This is a genomic window from Mycobacterium sp. B14F4 (assembly GCF_039871645.1).
Classification (GTDB): Bacteria; Actinomycetota; Actinomycetes; order Mycobacteriales; family Mycobacteriaceae; genus Mycobacterium.
The window spans coordinates 294,110-312,309 of record NZ_JBDPMF010000003.1 but is presented as its reverse complement, the minus strand read 5'-3'; the positions used below and the strand labels follow the sequence as shown (position 1 = coordinate 312,309).

Genomic DNA, 18,200 nt, shown 5'->3' with positions numbered 1-18,200 from the left:
TCAGACCAGGTGGTGCCGGTAGGCGTAGGCGGTGGCTGCCGCGCGTGAGGACAGGTCGAGCTTGGCGTAGATGTTCTGCAGGTGACGGGCGACGGTGTGCTCGCTGAGAACGAGCCGCGTGCCGATCTCGCGGTTGGAGTTGCCTGCGGCAACGAGCCGTAGCACCTCGCGTTCCCGACCGGTCAGGCGTGCGGCACGGTCAGGGGCGGACTCGACGAGCCGGGCCAGCCGGGCCAGGTCGGGTTCGGCGCCGAGACGCTCGAATACCTCTCGCGCGGCGTCGAATTCGAAGCTGGCCGAATCGCTGTCGCCGAGCGCGCGGCAGCAAAGCCCGATCTCGACGCGAGTCCGTGCGGCCTCGTACGGCATCGTCAACTCCTGCCAACCCGCCGCCGCCCGGTTCAGCGTGTCCAGCGCCGCGGCCGCGTCGCCCTCGGCGAGCAGCGTCGCACCGTCGGCGTGCGCAGCGATGGCATGCAGGAACGGCGCGTCGGCGGCCTCGGCGATCCCGGCCAGTTCGTCGGCGCTCGCGCGCGCGGCCGCGACCTCACCGGTCGCGAGCATGACGTCGACGTGAGCCGCGATCGCAGTCGGCCGGCCGAAGCGATCAGGGTTTGCTTGTTTGGCACGACGGGCTCCGGCCGTCGCGGCGTCGAGCTGCCCCTCGGCCAGGCGGAGCAGGGCCAGACCGGGCAGCGGTTCCCTGCCCCGCCGGTGGGCTTGCCGGTAGGCGATCTCGGCGTCGTCGAACGCCCCGCGCAGCCGATACAGCTCTGCCAACTGGTAGGCAGCCATGCCCAAGGCCGGGTGTTCCGGGCGCGACATGTGCTCGCATGCCTGGCGGGCGGCGGTCGTAGCCTCGGGCCACTCGCCGTGGATCTGCAGGATCTGCGAGCGATGCACCAGGCACTGGCCGCGGTAGGGCACCAGCTCGGGTTGGGCGTCGCACCAGTCGCTCAACGCGATCGTCCACTCGGTCGCCCGCCGCAGGTCGAACACGCCCATGCAGGTCTCGATGACGCCGCAGTACACAATGCCCGCGGGTATGGGTGACACCTCGCCCGCGGTGACGCTCACCATCGCTTCGTCGAGCAGTGCCACGCCGGACACCGTCTCGCCCCGGGTCACCGACGCCTGCCCCTGACCCAGGCGGGCCAGCGCCGTCAGGTCCTTGTCACCGAATCGTGTCGCGATGCGGGCGGCCTCGGTGAACAGCTCGAGGGAGTTGCTGCAGTCTCCACTCATCCACGCCTCGAGGCCCGCGGACACGAGCAGGTAACCCCGGGCGGCGCAGTCCGGTGCGGCGTCCTCGACGAGTCGGCCCACGCGTGCGAGCCAACCACCGCCGCGCGCCGAATTGCCGGCAAGCAGCTGCGTCAGCGCCAGCCAGAAGCCGCACTCGGCCGCCCGGTCGGGCTTCTCGCGCGCCAAGAATGCGGCGTACGCCCGTTCCCAGGTGCGAACGCTCTCGTGATCCCTGCCCAGCAAGTAGGTCGCCACGGCGAGGCGTTCGAGGTCGTCGGCGTCCAGCGGTTCACTCGCGTCGGCGAGACACTCATAGACCTCGGCCCACGCCTGGCGTTGGAAAGCCCTGGCCGCGTCAGCGACCCTGCCGGCCATGATCAGAGTCTTCCGCACGTCGATGCGGATGGGCAATCTCCCTGGGGGAGGCCTGCTGGTGCGGCGTCGCGAGAATCGCGGCGATGGCCGTCGTCAGCGGCACCGATAATGCCAGCGCGATACCGCCCACCGCCGAACGCGCGATCTCGATCGCCACGCTCTCACTGGTGAGCACGTCGCCGAGCGAGCGGTTGGCGACGCTGAACAACAACAGCAGCGGCAGCGCGCTGCCCGCGTAGGCCAGTACCAGCGTGTACACCGTGCTGGCGATGTGGTCGCGGCCCACCCGCATGGCGCCGACGAAGATCGCCCGTCGCGAGGCCCCTTCGAGCTGGGCCAGTTCGAACACCGTGGACGCCTGGGTGACGGTGACGTCGTTGAGCACGCCGAGCGAGCCGATGATGAACCCGGCGAGTAGCAGCCCGGTGATCGAGACGTTGCCGAGGTAGGCGGCGACCTCGTTGTTCTGATCCTCCGACAGCCCCGTCAGATGCGCCAGTTCGATTGCACCCCAGGACAATACGGCGGCTAGCAGAAGTGAGGTCAGGGTGCCCAGCAGCGCGGCGCTGGTGCGCAGGCTCACGCCGTGCGCCAGGTAGATCACGGCGTAGAGGATCACGGCGGAGGCGACGAGCGCGACGGGGATGGCGGCGGCGCCGTCGCGCAGCGCGGGCAGCATGAACACCACCAGCACGACGAACGCGACGACGATGCCGACCAGCGCCCGCAGCCCGCGCCAGCGGGCGACGGCCACCACGACGATCGCGAACGCCGCGGCGAGTGCGATCAGCGGCCAGGTGCGTTCGTAGTCGTAGAACGAGTAGGTGGTGATGCCTGTCGGGTCCACCTGGCGGGTGATCCGGACCTCGTCGCCGACGGCCAGGTTGGGCTGGCCCGGACCGCCGCTGAACTCCAGCAGCGTGTTGGCGCCCTTGTTCGGTCCCGAGTCGATCGCGATCAACGTCTGCACGCACTGGTTGCCGTCGCCCTGGGCCGGGACGGGGTCGGCGGTGAGCACCTGTCCGACCGACGGGCCGCCGCACGCCGCGGCGCTGCTGGCGCGAACCACGCCGGCCTCGGTGGTGACGGCACCGCCCTCGGCGTTCTGGAACGGCAGCGGAATGTCGACCTCCTGCTGGGTCGGCCACAGCCACGCCGCGCCGGCCAGCACCGCGACGCCGATGGCGATCAGCAGCCCGACGACGACCTTGGCGGCCATCGGCCCCAGTGGCGCCGGGCCGTGCAATGAGTGCGAGTGAGCGTGCGAGTGCGTCACGCGGTCAGGGTAGAGGAACTCGCCGAGCGCTCACCCTTGTACGGTTTCGGGCCCGGATTCCGTACAAGACTGAGCGCTCGCGGGCAACAAGCTACTGGCGGTAGCTGGCCAGGAAGTTGCCCAGCCGCTCGATGGCGTTGGCCAGGTCACGCGACCACGGCAGCGTCACGATGCGCAGATGATCCGGTGTCGGCCAGTTGAACCCGGTGCCCTGGGTGACGAGGATCTTCTCCTGCAGAAGGAGGTCCAGCACGAGTTGCTCGTCGTCGACGATGTCGTAGACCTCGGGGTCCAGTCTCGGGAACGCATAGAGCGCGCCCTGCGGCTTCACGCACGAGACCCCGGGGATCTCGTTGAGCTTCGACCATGCGACGTCGCGCTGTTCGAGCAGTCGCCCGCCGGGTAGCACCAGGTCCTCGATGCTCTGGTGACCGCCCAGCGCCACCTGGATGGCATGCTGGGCAGGCACATTCGGACACAGTCGCATGTTGGCCAGCAGGCTGATGCCCTCGATGAAGCTGGCGGCGTGCTCCTTGGGCCCGGTGATCACCAGCCATCCCGACCGGTAGCCGGCCACCCGGTAGGCCTTCGAAAGACCGTTGAACGTCAGCGTCAACACGTCGGGGGCCACCGAGGCCATCGCGATGTGCTCGGCGTCGTCGTAGAGGATCTTGTCGTAGATCTCGTCGGCCAGCAGCAGCAGTTGGTGCTTGCGCGCCAATTCGGCCATCTGCTCCAGGGTTTCGCGACCGTAGACCGCACCCGTCGGATTGTTCGGGTTGATCACCACCAGCGCCTTGGTCCGGTCGGTGATCTTCGACTCCAGGTCGGCGATGTCGGGCTGCCAGCCCTGGGTCTCGTCGCACAGGTAGTGCACCGGGGTACCGCCCGCCAGTGACGTCGACGCCGTCCACAGCGGGTAGTCGGGTGCGGGGATCAGCACCTGATCGCCGTTGTCCAGCAGCGCCTGCAGTGTCATCGTGATGAGCTCGGAACAACCGTTGCCGAGGTAGACGTCGTCGATGTCGAAGCGCGGGAAGCCCTCGACGAGTTCGTAGCGGGTGAAGACCGCCCGGCGCGCACTGACGATGCCCTTGGAGTCCGAGTACCCCTGCGCATACGGCAGCGCGGCGATGATGTCGCGCATGATCACGTCGGGCGCCTCGAAGCCGAACGGCGCGGGGTTGCCGATGTTCAGCTTGAGGATGCGGTGACCCTCGGCCTCCAGGCGCGACGCGTGCTCGTGTACCGGGCCGCGGATCTCGTAGAGGACGTCCTGCAGCTTGGAGGACTGCGTGAACGTGCGTGGCCGCGGGTGGTGCCCGGTGGCACCGTGAAACGGCACGTGGTGAGTGGTCACGTCCTCCATGGTCTCACCGGTGTCCAGCCATTAAGCCGCGCCGATCAGCGCTTACCCGGCGGACGGGCACCCTTGGCGATGCCCAGGCCCTTGACGGGCGGCTCCGGCTTGCTGCCGTTGCCGTCCGAGGACGTCTCCGTCTCCGGTTCCGGCGCGGCGGGTTCGGGCTGCTTGGGCGCCGCCGCCGGCTTCTTCGCCCCCGGCCGTCGGGCACCGGCCGCGATACCGAGCCCCTTGACCTGGGGTTCGGGCTTGCTCTGCACGCCCAGATCGGAGTCGGCGGTCTCGGTCTTGGCGCCGGGCTCGGCCTTGTCCGGATCGACGTTCGGCGGCTGCGTGACCGTCGCCTCGCCTTCGTTGGGCGACGCCTTCGCCGGTGCCTTCTTGGCGCCGGGCCGTCGCGCACCCGCCGCGATGCCGAGGCCCTTGACCTCGGGCTCCGGGGTGGCAGGAGCCTCGGGCGCTTCGGTGGCGGCGGCGGCCTCGGGAGCCTTGGCGGCGGCCTTCTTCGCGCCTGGGCGCTTGGCCCCGCCGGCGATGCCGAGCCCGGTGACCGGCTTGGTTTCGGTGACCGGCTTTGTTTCGGTGACCGGCTTTGTTTCGGTGACCGTGGAGGCTTCCGTGGCCTTGGCCTCCGCGGGTGCGGCCTCCTCGGCCTCGGTGGGCGCCTTTTCCTCGACCGCCGGAGCCGACGCCTCGACCTTGGCGGCGCGTTCCTCGGCTTCCTTTGCGGCAGTTCCCTTTTCGGGCAGCGTAATGGTGCTGGTATCCAGCGACGCCAGCAGCAGCTGTGCGACGTCGAGGACCTCGGCCTTCTCCTTGCCCATCGCCTCGGCCCGGTCGTCGACGCCGTCGGTCATCATCACGCGGCAGAACGGACAGCCGGTGGCGATCTTCGAGGCGCCGGTGTCCAGCGCCTCCTCGACGCGTTCGTGGTTGACGCGCTTGCCGATGTGCTCTTCCATCCACATCCGCGCACCGCCCGCGCCGCAGCACAGGCCGCGGTCGGCGTGCCGGGGCATCTCGGTCAGTGTTGCGCCCGAGGCGCCGATCAGCTCACGGGGCGCCTCGTAGACCTTGTTGTGCCGGCCCAGATAGCAGGGGTCGTGGTAGGTGATGTCGCCGCCGCCGTCGACCGGGGTGACCGGGACCAGCTTCTTGTCGCGGATCAGCCGGTTCAGCAGCTGGGTGTGGTGCAGCACGGTGTAGTTGCCGCCGAGTTGGGGATACTCGCGGCCCAGCGTGTTGAAGCAGTGCGGGCAGGTCACGACGACCTTGCGGTCGACCCGCTCGACGCCTTCGAAGAGTTCGTTGAGGGTCTCGACGTTCTGCGCGGCCAGCTGCTGGAACAGGAATTCGTTGCCGGAGCGGCGGGCCGAGTCGCCGTTGCAGGTCTCGCCTTCGCCGAGCACCAGGTACTTCACGCCGGCGGCGGCCAGCAGTTCGGCGACGGCCTTGGTGGTCTTCTTGGCCCGGTCCTCGTACGCGCCGGCGCAGCCCACCCAGAAGAGATACTCGTAGCCCTCGAAGGTCTCGACGTCCTTGCCGAACACGGGCACGTCGAAGTCGACCTCGTCGATCCAGTTGGTGCGGTCCTTGGCGTTCTGGCCCCAGGGGTTGCCCTTGGTCTCCAGGTTCTTGAACAGCACGCCGAGCTCACCGGGGAATTCGGACTCCATCATCACCTGGTAGCGGCGCATATCGACGATGTGGTCGATGTGCTCGATGTCGACCGGGCACTGCTCGACGCAGGCGCCGCAGGTGGTGCAGGACCACAGCACGTCGGGGTCGATCACGCCGCCCTGTTCGGCGGTGCCGACGAGCGGGCGGGTGGCCTGCTCGGGTCCGGAGCCCATGATGCGTTCGAAGCCCGACTCCGGCACGTGCTCGTGCGAGTGCTCCTCGCTGCGCTTCTCGCCGCGCAGCTCCTCGCCGAGGCCACCCTCGGGCGTGTTCTCCAGCGGCGACTCCTTGTCGCCGAGGATGTAGGGCGCCTTGGCGAACAGGTGGTCGCGCAGGTTCATGATCACGAGCTTGGGCGACAGCGGCTTGCCGGTGTTCCAGGCCGGACACTGCGACTGGCAGCGGCCGCATTCGGTGCACGTGGTGAAGTCGAGGTAGCCCTTCCAGGTGAAGTCCTCGATCTTGCCGCGGCCCAGCACGGCGTCCTCGGCGGGATCCTCGAAGTCGACCGGCTCACCCTTGGACTCGACCGGCAGCAGCGGGCCCAGGGCGTTGGGCAGCCGCTTGAACGTGACGTTGAGCGGCGCCAGGCCGATGTGCAGGTGCTTGGAGTGCAGCACGATCAGCAGGAACACCAGCATCACGCCGATGTGGGCGAGCAGCGCCAGCGTCTCGATCCACTCGTTGGCGGTCTCCCCGAGCGGATGCAGAACCCAGCCCATCGCCTGCGAGAAGAAGGCCCCGTTGCCGTAGGGCAGCGCGTCGGTGTTGACCGCGGCACCGCGCACCAGCGCGTAGGTCCAGATGACGTTGAAGATCATGAACAGGATCAGCCAGGCACCGCCGGTGTGCGAGCCGTAGAAGCGGGAGTCGCGGCCGTGCTGTTTGGGCTCCTGCATCAAGCGGATGATCGCGAACGTGATGATGCCGAGCAGCACGGCGACGGCGAAGAAGTCCTGCAGGAAGCCCAGCGCGTCCCAGCGGCCGATGAGCGGGATGTGGAAGTCGTGGTCGAAGAGCAGGCCGTAGGCCTCGAGGTAGACCGACGCGAGGATGAAGAAGCCCCACATCGTGAAGAAGTGCGCGATACCCGGGATCGACCAGCGCAGCAGGCGGGTTTGCCCGAAGACCTCCTCGACCTGCGTCGTGATGCGCTTGCCGAGGTGGTCCTTGCGGTTGTTCGCGGGGCTCATCTTCTGCCCGGAGCGGATCAGGGTGGTCAGCCAGCGCACCCGCTTGGCGGCGAATACCAGCACGAGCGCCGTCAGTCCCAGCCCGACGACGAGCCTGATGAGCATCTGGGTATCCACCGCGTGCCTCCCGTGTCTAAGTTACCCAAGAGTAACTTAATCGATGTTACTGGCCAGTAACTTCGCGCAGGGCCTGCTCAGGCCCGGGCTCATAGTTGCATCTCGCCGGGAAACACCGCTACGAAGGCTGTCCTAACTAGGATCCGCCGTCGGTTTCGGGCTGTCCAGGGGGCAGATCGCCGGGGTCGGCCGGCGGGGTGCCGGGGTCCTCGCCGTTGCCGGGGCCGGGGTCGATCGGCGGCGGCTCCGGCGACGACGGGGGCGTGTCGGGCGGGTCGATCGGCGGGGGCTCGGGTGGGGTCGACGGCGGCGTGCTCGGGGGAGTCGTCGGCGGCGTGGTGGAGGGCGGGGTCGTTGTCGGGGGTGCCGAAGGGGGTGGCGCCGCCGGGGGTGGAGCGGCGACCGGCGGGGCGACCGGCCGCGGCGCGGGGGCCTGCTGGCGCGGCACCGGGCCGGACCGCTGCGCCGGCTGCACGACGACGGTGGTGACGAGAGGGGCCTGCGGCGCCGGGGGTGCAGGAGTGTTGACCGGCGCCGCAGGCGCTGAGGAAGGCGCGACCGTGGTCGCCGCCTCGACTGGGGTGGCGGTGTCACTGCTCAGTTGCATGACGCCGAACACGGCGGTGGTGATCACCGCGGCCGCCGCGGCGAGGCCGAACAGCACCAGCGGGGCGCGCCGGGGCGGTGCGCTGTCCTGCCACTGCTCCTGCTGGAAATGCAGCTCGGGTCGCGAGCTCGCGGGCTGGTAGTCGGTGTCCGCGGAGGCGAAGAGGACGTCCGCGCCAAATCCGTCGTCCTGCGACCACGCGAGCGCGCCGAAGGTCGACGACGGTGCGCCGGTGGCGACGGTGGCGGTCATCGCGTCGGCTCCGGCGGCGGGCGCGAGGGCCGTCGCGGTCTCGACGACGGCGCTGCGTCGCGCGATCAGCGCCGCCCCGTGCGCGGCGGTGAGCGCAGGGTGTGGTGTGGTCACCACCGGCACTCGCAGATGCTCGGACAGCAGCTGCGTGAGCAGGGGGATGCGGGCACCGCCGCCGACGGTGGCCACGGCCGACACGGCAGCCGGCGCGACGTGCTGGCGCTGGAGCGTATCGTCAAGCACCGCAAGGAAATCGGTGACAGAGCCGTGCATCAGCCCCTCGAGTTCGGCGCGGGTGATGCGGAAGTCGGTGCGGTGTCCGGGCAGGTCGACGACGATCGTCGTCGCGGTGTCGCCGGACAGTCGCTCCTTGGCGCCGCGGCATTCGGCGCGCAGGCGGCTCAGCGACCCGACCATCAATGTGCCGGACGGGTCGATGCCGAAATCGGCGAACGACGCCGCGACGTGCCTCAGCAGCGCCTGGTCGACGAGGTCGCCGGAGAAGTCGGCAAAGCGAACGGTGTCGCCGATGACGGCGTGGTCCGCCGCGGCGTCGGCGAGCGTGATGCTGGTGCCGCTGCCCCCGAAATCGCACAGTACGACCACGCCGTGGCGGGGCAGACCGGGATCCGCGCTCAGCGCGGTCAGCGCCGCGGTCGCATCCGAGACCACCTCGTGCTGCACGGTGCGGCGCAGTGTGTCGACGACCGACGGCTGCCAGTGCGCGGGCACGGCCACCGCCACCTCGGCGACGTCGGATCCCCGGGTCGCTCGCTGCGCGACCGTGTGCAACGCGTCGGCGAGCAGGTGCTCGGGGCGATGGTTCGAGCCGTCGGGGGCGACGAGCGGAACCGGATCGCCGATGCGCTCCACGAAGCCGGTCATGCGTTGGCCCTGCAGCGTCACTTCCGAGGGCAGCACGACAGCGGGGTGCACGTCGCCGGCCCCGGCGAGGTTGGTCGCACCGACAGAGAGTCCCAGCGGGTGCAACGGGGCTGCCTGGTGAGTGAACATGGCATGACGCTATGGCGCGGCGCAGCGCGGCGAATCCGGTGCGATTCCCCTCGTCGACCACGCCCCCATGGGGATTCGGTATTAGGGGATAGGACGGCGTTGGGGGATGGCCGGGGGATTCAGGACTGCGGTGTCAGCATGGCCCGAAGCATCGACAGCATCTCCGAGCGCGACTCGGCGCCGAGCCTGCGCCTGATCCGGGCGACATGGTGTTCGACGGTCTTGGCCGAGATGAACAGCTGCGTGCCGATGTCCTTGTAGGGCATGCCGAGCAGGAGCAGTTCGGCGACTTCGCGTTCGCGGTCCGAGAGCCGCGACGACGTGGGTCGCGCCGGGCTCGACGGGGGCGTCTCCGCTGCGGTGGGCAGGTCGGTGCCGGGTGCCTCGTCGAGCGCAACGGCCTGCTTGAGGTCGCGGGCCAGCTGCAGCATCGCCTGCGACACCCGGCCGTCGGGAGTCTGCAGCGCGGCCTGGCCCGCCAGGCGGGTGGCGTCCCAGGTGTGGCCGAACTGCGCCAGCAGCCGCGCCGCCGTGGTGACCTCCTCGGTGTCGACGTGATTGGCCAGCACCCGCAGCCAGGTGCGGCCGGCGTTGGCCAGCGCCTTGGCGAACGCGCTCTGGCCCGCCGCGGCGGCCAGCGCCTGGCCGTGCGGGGCGACGGCATCGGGGGCGTTGGCCAGGATCCCGGCGTGCACGCCGGCCCAGTGCAGCGGCACCGACCACAACACCGGGTTCCCCAGCGCGCCGAGGAGCGCGAACGCCTCGTCGAGGGTGTGCTGCAGCCGGTCGACCTGGCGCAGGCGCGCGGCGGCGACCCACAACTCGCCGAGCGGCAGCAGCGAGAACAAGTCGATGGAGTATTCGGCGAGCACCTCCGTTGCGGCATACCAGTACTTCTGCAGGGCGCCGCTGTCGCCGCTGCGGCGGGCGATCGCGGTCTGCAGCGCGGCCGCCCACAGCGCGTCGCGGCGGTGCAGCGAAGCGGACTCGGGATCGCCCGTGGCGATCGCGACATCGGCGCTCGCCGCAGGCAACTGGCCCTCCTGCATCCGCACCCAGCCCAGCAGCAGTCGGTGCCTGCGCGTGACGAAGACGGTGTTCTCGGCGGTGTCGTCGAGGCCGGCCCGCACCGCGCGCCCGATGACGCTGCGGGCCCGCACCGGGTCACCGCCGTGCAACGCGGCCAGTGTCACGAGCGCGACGGGGGTGTCGGGCGCGACACCGACTGCTGGCTGCTCCGAGGTGATCGCCTGACCCAGGCGGGCCACGGCCGCGGGGTACGGCGTGTCCAGCGAGAGCAGCATGCCGTCGGCGAGGCTGCGCGCGGCACGGGCGGTCGTGGTGGGTGGACCGCTGCTCTCGGCGCTCAGCGCTGCGCGGGCGGCGGGCAGATCGCCGGTGGCCAGCGCCACGACGGCGCCGGCCGCGCTGACGAACGCGTCCGGGTACGGGCCGAGCCAGCGGAACAGGTCGGCGGCCTGCGCGGCGCTGCCGTCGTGCATCGCGATGCTCGCGGCGATGCGCACCGCGGCCGCCCGTTCGGCGGCGTCGGTGGAGGCGAGCAGTTCGTCGGCGAGCCGGCCGGCGGTCGCGCAGTCGCCGGTCAGCGCCAGCGCATCGGCCAGTCGCGAGGTCAGCGTCGTCGCGCCCGCGTCGGCGGCGGCGCGGTACAGCCTTGCCGCCCTTGCAGGTTGGTTGTGACTCCGCGCGGCCAGCTCGGCCAGGGCGGTCGCCAGGCGATCGTCGCGCAGGCCGTGCTCGGCCAGTTGGAGTGCGAGATCGCCTGTGAGCGTCGATGATTCGAGCTGGGACACCAGCAGGGCGATCTCGACGTCGTGATGTCGGGCGGTGCCGAGGATCTGCGCGACGCATCGGTGCGCCGTACGCAGGAACGCCCGGCTGAACGACGGCTCGACCAGTCCGGAGGCCCGCGCGCGATCGACCGCAGCGTGCGCGTCGTCCGCGCCCATCTGCAGGGCGGCCGCGACGTCGTCGGGTCCGAGGTCGCGGCTCAGCGAGGACACCAGCAGCGTGTCGAGGGTGGGTTCGTCGAGGCGGCGCAACCGCTCGATCAGCGCGGCCCTGGCCGCCTGCAGGATCGCGGTGGCGGGTGCCTCGCCCTCGGGCGAAGCCGCCGCCGCGACGGCGGGCCGCAGCAGGAACGGCAACCCGGCAGTCGCGATGATCAGCGACCGGACGATCTCGGACGGCGTTGTCGCGCCGAGGCTTTCGGCCGTCATCCGGGCGACGTCGGCGGGCGCCCACGGACCCAGCGCCACCACCGGGCTCTCCCGTTCGATCGCGGTGCACAGCGCGCGCAACGCCGGCCGGTGGGCGAGCGGCTGGGCGCCGACGACCACCGTCGCAGCCGGGTCGGCGACCCGGTCCGCCAGCTGGTCGAGTTCACCGTCGGTGAGTAGGTGCGCGTCGTCGATGATGACCGCGCAGTGCGGATCGTCGTCCACGCGTGGCGGTCGGGTCAGCACCGCCACCCCGGCGGAGCGCAGCGCGGTCCGGACCACGGCCAGTACCGCGCTCTTGCCGGTGCCGATGCCGCCGGACACCAGGAGCTTGACGGGTTCGGTCGGCGCGGCGCAAATCGTCGCGACGGCGTCGCGCGCGGACGGCGGAATGTCGGTCAGCGAGTCCGGCGCCGGGGTGGCCATGGCTCAGGCCGGCGCGTCCGGGATCAGCACCTCGGGGGTCGTGCTGATCGGCGGCGGCTCGGTGGTAGTCGGCGGCGGTTGGGTGGTCGTCGGCTGCGTTGTCGTGGGCTGCGTGGTCGTCGTGGTCGTGGTCGGCTGCGTGGTGGTGGTCGTCGTTGTCGTCGTCGTGGTGGCCGTGGTGGTGGTCGTCGGCGCGGTGGTCGTGGGCGGCGGCGGGACCACCGTCGTGCTGGGCCGGCCGTCGGGTCCGGTGACGGTGACGGTCTGCGGCTCGGTCACCGGCTCGGCAGGCGACGGTCCGGTCTCGACCGTGGTCGCGGTCTCGGTCACCGGGCCCGAGTCGCCGCTCGTGCCGGTCAGCGTGACCGCGAGGCCGCCGACCGCCAGCAGGGCGGCCGCCGCCGCCGCACCGAACAGCACCACGGGACGCCGGTACCACGGCAGCGGCGCGGTCTCCGGCTCGTAGCCCTCCTCCTCGTGGGCGAACTCCATCGCCGGCCGGGCGCCGGTCGCACCGGGCTCGAAGGTGTAGTCCTCGCCCGCGTACGGCACCGGCTCGCCACCGGGCGCATCGTCCTGCGACCACGCCAGCGCGCGGAACGTCGCAGAGGCCGCGCCGTCGGACGCCGACTCGGACGCCGCCACACCCGCCGCACCGGCCGCCCATGCCGCGGCCGACATGCCCGTCGGCGCGTCGGCGGCGGCCGCCATTCCGGTGGGCGCCATCCCGGTGGGCGCGTCGCCCGCCAGGCCGCTGTCGGCGATCAGCGCGGCACCCGCCGCGACGTTGAGCTGTGACTGCGGGGTGGTGATCACCGGCGCCCGCAATCGCGTCGAGAGCTGCTGGGTGACCAACGGAATGTTCGCGCCACCGCCCACGGTCGCGACGGCGGAGACGTTGGCGAGCGGAATGTTGTTGCGCTGCAACGTCTCTTCGACGGTGTTGAGCACGCCGCCCAGCGGCTCGCCGATGAGCTGCTCCAGTTCGGTGCGCGTCAGCCGCACATCGGAGTCGAAGCCGGGCAGTTCGGCGTGCACCACGGTCGCGGTCTCGCCCGAGAGCCGCTCCTTGGCGAGGCGCACCTCGTTGCGCAGCCGGGCCAGTGAGCTGACCGCCGCCGTGCCCGCGGGATCGGCGTCGTTGGCCGCGGCGATGCCTGCGATGACGTGGTTGAGCAGCGCCTGGTCGATCTGGTCGCCGGAGAAGTCCGCGGAGCGGACCGTCTCACCGATGGGGTCGAGGTTCGCGCCCGCGTCGGCCAGCGTGATGCTGGTGCCGCTGCCGCCGAAGTCGCAGAGCACAACGACCCCGCTCGCCGGCAACCCGGGAGCGGCCTGCAGTGCGGCCAGCGCGGCGGTCGAATCGGGCAGCAGCGCGGGCGGCACGCCGCCAGGCGCCAGGCCCGGCGCGGCGCGCAGCGCGCCCCGCAACGCACCGACCGTCGCTGGACCCCAGTGCGCGGGCACCGCGATCGCCACCGGCGCGCCGCCGCCGACCGTGCGCGCCATCGCGTCGAGAGCGTCGACCAGGACGCGCTCGCCGCGGTGCGGCGAGCCGTCGGCGGCCACCAGCGGCACCGGGTCGCCGACGCGTTCGACGAATCCGGTGAGCACCATTCCGGGCTGGGCCGGGCCGCCCCCCGGGGAATCCGAGAACTCGGACGGCACGCCGACTTCGGGCGCACGGTAGTCGAAGAACGTCAGAATGGATCGGCGCATGACCGGAGGTCGGCCGACCCGGGCCGCCACCAGATTGGTCGACCCGATCGACAGTCCGAGTGAGTCGCTCATCTCCACCTCTGCGTTTGGCCGTCCATCACGATAGCGGCTCCACTGCCCCACACAGGGTAGGTGCCCCTAGTGGTGCGCAAACCCCTAACGCCCGGCCCCCTAATGGCGGGGCGGGGAAGGTGGGTTCTGCACCGATCACCGGGGCAGCACCCGTCGATAGCATCGTGACAAGCCTTTGGGCTACCGCCGCATATATCTACACAGGGAAGGAGGTCGTTTCATGGCGAACTCGCTACTCGACTTCGTGATGTCCGTGGTGCGTGATCCCGACGCCGCCGCACACTTCGCCGCGAACCCCGACCAAGCCATTCTCGACGCCAATCTGACCAACGTGACCAGTGCCGATGTCAACGCCCTGATCCCGGTGGTCTCCGAGTCGATGTCGTCACTGTCCGACGCGGTGCCTGCCGCCGGACTCGATGGCGGCATCGCTGAGATGGCAGGCAATGTCTGGACGAGCGGGGCGGCCACCGCCGCCTTCGACGCGTTCGGCGATCAGGTGCCCGCCGAGGCGTTTGAGGACATCCACACCACGGCCACTGAGGTCATCACCGATCCGGGTGCCGGCCTCGGCACGTTGGCCGATGCGGGCATCCCGGCCGTCGCAGACGCCGACGATCTGCACTTCGATCAACCGGTCATCGACGAGGCGCCCCTCGACGACGTGCCCGCCGTCGAGGATTGGACCGATTCGCTGTCCGACGCTGCGCAGCAGCTCGACGTCGACGGAGGCGGGTTCGACATCTTCGACTAGACGTCCGGCCCCATCGAGTGCGCGGCCCCGCTCGGGGCCGCGCACTTTTTCGTTGCGAGCTGGGTGAACGCCGTGCTGAGCAGTCGGCCCCACGAACCCCCTAATCCCCTAACGATCCCCCTACGGTGATCCCGAGCGGCTGGTCCGCAGGGAGGGGTTGCGACCCCGTTTCTGCGGCGTCGACGGGTCCATAACGTAGTGACCAGTTCGCCGGACGACCCGGCGACAGGACCTAAGAACACACACCCGAAAGGACCCGACAATGAACCTCCTCGACTGGTTCCTCAACCTGTTCCGCGATCCCGTCTCGGCTGCGGCCTTCGTCGCCGACCCCGACCGCGAGCTGCACCAGGCCGGCTTCGGCAACGTCTCTGCCGCGCAGGTGCAGGCCGTGGCCGCCACCGTGGCGCCCGCTGCGGTCATGCATGGCGGCGGTAACCCGGTCGTGGGCCTGCAGCAGGCGGTGGCCAACACCCACGGCATCGCCTTCGTGCCGCAGCGCCAGACCGACCTGCTGTCGAACAATGACACGCTGAGCCACAACGACACCCGGCTGCTGAGCCCGGAGACCAACGTCGTCAACTCCGCGGGTGAGGATCAGCAGCAGGGCGTCGGCAACTTCGACCTGGACTTCGGTGACATCACCTTCGGCGACAAGACGACCAACACCGCGACCGACGGCGGCGTGGTCAACACCGGCACTGCCGGCGACATCGACACCACCAACGTCGAGGGTGACGGCAACGTCGTCGGCGACGACAACGAGAACGTCAACACCGGTGACATCGAGGACTCCAACGTCAACATCGGCGAGGACAACGAGATCGACGACAGCGGCGACCAGACCGCCGGCGGCGACATCATCTCCGACAACGAGGGCCCGGTCATCAACGACGTCGACATGAGCGGCGGCAACGGTGGCGGCGCGGCCGGTGGTTCCGGTGGCGGCGGCCTGATCGGGGTCGGCAACGACGGCGGCAACGCGACCGGTGGCGCCGGTGGTTCCGGTGGCGGGATCGTCATCAACGACAACGACAGCCAGACCACCAACACCGGTGGGGGCGACGTCACGACCGTCGACACCGGCGGCGGCGACATCTCCGGCGGCGTCGACGCCAGCCACGACGACAATTCCGTCGACAACTCGGTGGACAACTCCAACCAGGACAACTCGGTGGACAACTCCCAGACGGTCGATACCGACGTCAACGTCACCAACGACGTCGGCATCTTCTGACCCGAGGGCACCATCGAAAACAGCGCAGCTGGCGGGGATCGAAACTCGATCCCCGCCAGTTCGCACGTCTACCGTTAGATCACCGGCTTTTTTCGCCGACCAGAGGACCCCATGACGCAACCGAACGACCCCCGCAAGGTCACGGCCGGCGAGCCGGCCAGACAGGTCAAGGTCATCGTCGAGCTGATCGACCACACCAGCAAGATCGCCGGTGCCAACGATCGCGGTGACCTGGTCGAGCGGTTGGCCAGGGCCAAGGCCCGCATCACCGACCCGCAGATCCGGGTGGTGGTCGCCGGCCAGCTCAAGCAGGGCAAGAGCCAGTTGCTCAACTCGCTGCTCAACGTTCCGGTGGCGCGCGTCGGCGACGACGAGAGCACGGTGCTGGCGACCGTGGTCTCCTACGGCGAGACCGCCACCGCCAAGCTGATCGTGGCGCGGGGCGAGGGGGAAGAGCCCGATGCCATCGAGATCCCGATGGCCGACATCAAGAACGACTTGCGGCGGGCGCCGCAGGCGGGCGGGCGCGAGGTGATCCGCGTCGAGGTGACCGCGGCCAGTCCGCTGCTCAAGAACGGGCTGGCGTTCGTCGACACCCCGGGCGTGGGTGGCCACGGCCAGCCGCACCTGTCGGCGACGCTGGGGCTGCTGCCCGACGCCGACGCGGTGCTGATGTGCAGCGACACCAGCCAGGAGTTCACCGAACCCGAGATGACGTTCATGCGGCAGGCCTTCGAAATCTGCCCTCTCGCAACAATCATCGCCACCAAGACCGACCTCTACCCGCACTGGCGCCAGATCGTCGAGACCAACAAGGGCCACCTGTCGCGCGCCGATCTGAACATCGGAATGATCCCGGCGTCGTCGCTTCTGCGCAGCCACGCAATCCAGCTCAACGACAAGGAACTCAACGAGGAGTCGAACTTCCCCGCGATCGTGAGGTTCCTCAGCGAACAGGTGCTGCTGCGGCAGAACGACCGCATTCGCGACCACGTCGTCACCGAGATCCACTCGGCGGCCGAGCATCTCACCTTGAAGGTGAGCGCGGAACTGTCGGCGCTCAACGACCCCGACACCCGCGACCGGCTCACCGAAGACCTCGAACGACGCAAGCAGGAAGCCCAGGATGCGCTGCAGCAGACGGCGTTGTGGCAGCAGGTGCTCAACGACGGCATCTCCGACCTGACCGCCGACGTGGACCACGATCTGCGCGGCCGGTTCCGGATCATCAGCCAGCACATCGAGAAGGTGATCGACACCTGCGATCCGACCCACCACTGGGCCGAGATCGGCGCCGAATTGGAGAACGCGGTGGCGACCGCGGTGGGCGACAACTTCGTCTGGGCCTACCAGCGCGCCGAGGCGCTGGCCGCAGAGGTGGCCCGCACCTTCGTCGAAGCGGGCCTGGAGGCGGTGCAGATGCCGCAGATCGACCCCAACCGGATGGGCGCCGGCCTCGGCGAGCTGAAGTCGCTGGCCCGCCTGGAGGCCAAGCCGGTCGGCAAGGGCCGCAAGCTCACCATGGGCATGCAGGGTTCCTACGGCGGTGTGCTGATGTTCGGCATGATGACGTCGTTCGCTGGGTTGGGCATGTTCAACCCGCTGTCCCTCGGCGCCGGCCTGCTGATGGGGCGCACGGCGTACAAGGAGAACATGGAGAACCGAATGCTGCGGGTGCGCAACGAGGCCAAGACCAACACCCGCCGGTTCATCGACGACACCCAGTTCCTGGTCAGCAAGGAGTCACGCGACCGGCTCAAGGGGGTCCAGCGGCAGCTGCGCGACCACTACCGCGGGATCGCCAACCAGACGACCCGATCGCTCAACGAGTCACTGCAGGCGACGATCGCCGCGGCCCGGCTCGAGGAGTCCGAACGCAACGACCGGATCCGGGAACTCGAGCGTCAGCTCAACATCCTCAAGCAGGTGACCGACCATGCGGTCAAGCTGATGCCCGCCGTCCCAGAACCGGTGGGAACGACGTAACCGGGTAGAAAGGAGCCCGCTCGTGTCTGTTGGAATGTCGATCCTGGACTACACGACGGGGCTCTTCCGTGAGCCGGCCAGCCTGCGCGCGTTCGTCGACGATCCGCGACAAGCGCTGTGCGACGCGGGTTTTCCTGATGCCACGCCCGAGCAGGTGCACGACCTGCTACCGGTGATCGCCGAGTCCATGCCGCCGGACCACCCGCTGCAGGCGGTGGTGCACGCCGATGACCTGGCCGCGGCGCTGCAGGCGCTCGACGTCGACGACCTGGTCGCCGATGCGCACGACCACCACCGCGATGTGGCCCTGATCGAGAAGGCGATGGGTGGGCCTGAAGGGGTCGTCGCCGTCCCGCCGGCGCGGTGTGCGGCTTCCGAGGAGGCGCCGATGATCGTCGTCGACACCGATCCGGCCGAGCGTGGGCGCGTCGGCTCCGACAAGGCCCTCGATGAGGTGCCCGACGATCCGTTCACGTCGCCGACCGACGAAACCCCATCCGACGACGTACCCGGCCCTGACGGCGAGGAGGACACCGTGGCGGAGCTCATCGTGCGGCCCGATTTCGACGCGGTGGTCTGGGGCAAGGCCCTCGAATGACCTGACGGTGCCTAAGCTGGATCTCCGGCCACCGCCGAGCGGGGAG

At 70.1% G+C, this 18,200-nt stretch carries 11 protein-coding genes; 4 read left to right on the top strand and 7 right to left on the bottom strand.

The genetic code is table 11. The annotated features are described in order from the left end of the window. From ABGB19_RS11345 to ABGB19_RS11315, 7 genes are all read right to left on the bottom strand, one after another. Positions 1-1,620, bottom strand: coding sequence for a LuxR C-terminal-related transcriptional regulator (locus ABGB19_RS11345; protein ID WP_347686039.1), 1,620 nt, complete (start codon positions 1,618-1,620; stop codon positions 1-3). Then, positions 1,601-2,896, bottom strand: a complete 1,296-nt coding sequence (locus ABGB19_RS11340; RefSeq protein ID WP_347686038.1) for a YibE/F family protein — start codon at positions 2,894-2,896, stop codon at positions 1,601-1,603. Before ABGB19_RS11340 ends, ABGB19_RS11345 begins: the two co-directional genes overlap by 20 nt. Before the next feature lie 91 nt (positions 2,897-2,987). Beyond that, positions 2,988-4,283: a pyridoxal phosphate-dependent aminotransferase gene (locus tag ABGB19_RS11335; RefSeq protein ID WP_347686238.1), complete on the bottom strand. Its 1,296-nt coding sequence runs from the start codon at positions 4,281-4,283 to the stop codon at positions 2,988-2,990. Positions 4,284-4,300: 17 nt separating this feature from the next. Then, positions 4,301-7,249, bottom strand: a complete 2,949-nt coding sequence (locus ABGB19_RS11330; protein WP_347686037.1) for a heterodisulfide reductase-related iron-sulfur binding cluster — start codon at positions 7,247-7,249, stop codon at positions 4,301-4,303. Between the two features lie 136 nt (positions 7,250-7,385). Beyond that, positions 7,386-9,122 carry an Hsp70 family protein gene (locus ABGB19_RS11325; protein ID WP_347686036.1) on the bottom strand — a complete coding sequence of 579 codons (1,737 nt, stop codon included), beginning with the start codon at positions 9,120-9,122 and terminating at the stop codon, positions 7,386-7,388. 119 nt (positions 9,123-9,241) lie between these two features. Next, positions 9,242-11,788 carry an isoniazid response ATPase/transcriptional regulator IniR gene (gene iniR, locus ABGB19_RS11320; RefSeq protein WP_347686035.1) on the bottom strand — a complete coding sequence of 849 codons (2,547 nt, stop codon included), beginning with the start codon at positions 11,786-11,788 and terminating at the stop codon, positions 9,242-9,244. 3 nt (positions 11,789-11,791) lie between these two features. Next, on the bottom strand, positions 11,792-13,579 hold the full coding sequence (locus ABGB19_RS11315) for an Hsp70 family protein (protein ID WP_347686034.1): 1,788 nt from the start codon (positions 13,577-13,579) through the stop codon (positions 11,792-11,794). 220 nt (positions 13,580-13,799) lie between these two features. Here ABGB19_RS11315 and ABGB19_RS11310 point away from each other — a divergent pair, with 220 nt between their 5' ends. From ABGB19_RS11310 to ABGB19_RS11295, 4 genes are all read left to right on the top strand, one after another. Further along, positions 13,800-14,333, top strand: coding sequence for an Rv0340 family IniB-related protein (locus ABGB19_RS11310; protein WP_347686033.1), 534 nt, complete (start codon positions 13,800-13,802; stop codon positions 14,331-14,333). Between the two features lie 262 nt (positions 14,334-14,595). Then, on the top strand, positions 14,596-15,570 hold the full coding sequence (locus ABGB19_RS11305) for an IniB N-terminal domain-containing protein (protein WP_347686032.1): 975 nt from the start codon (positions 14,596-14,598) through the stop codon (positions 15,568-15,570). Positions 15,571-15,681: 111 nt separating this feature from the next. Next, entirely contained in the window at positions 15,682-17,556 is a 1,875-nt protein-coding gene (locus tag ABGB19_RS11300) for a dynamin-like GTPase family protein (protein ID WP_347686031.1), read from the top strand. 22 nt (positions 17,557-17,578) lie between these two features. Continuing rightward, a complete protein-coding gene (locus tag ABGB19_RS11295; RefSeq protein WP_347686030.1) occupies positions 17,579-18,154 on the top strand; it encodes an IniB N-terminal domain-containing protein in 576 nt (191 codons plus the stop codon). Positions 18,155-18,200: the final 46 nt, after the last annotated feature.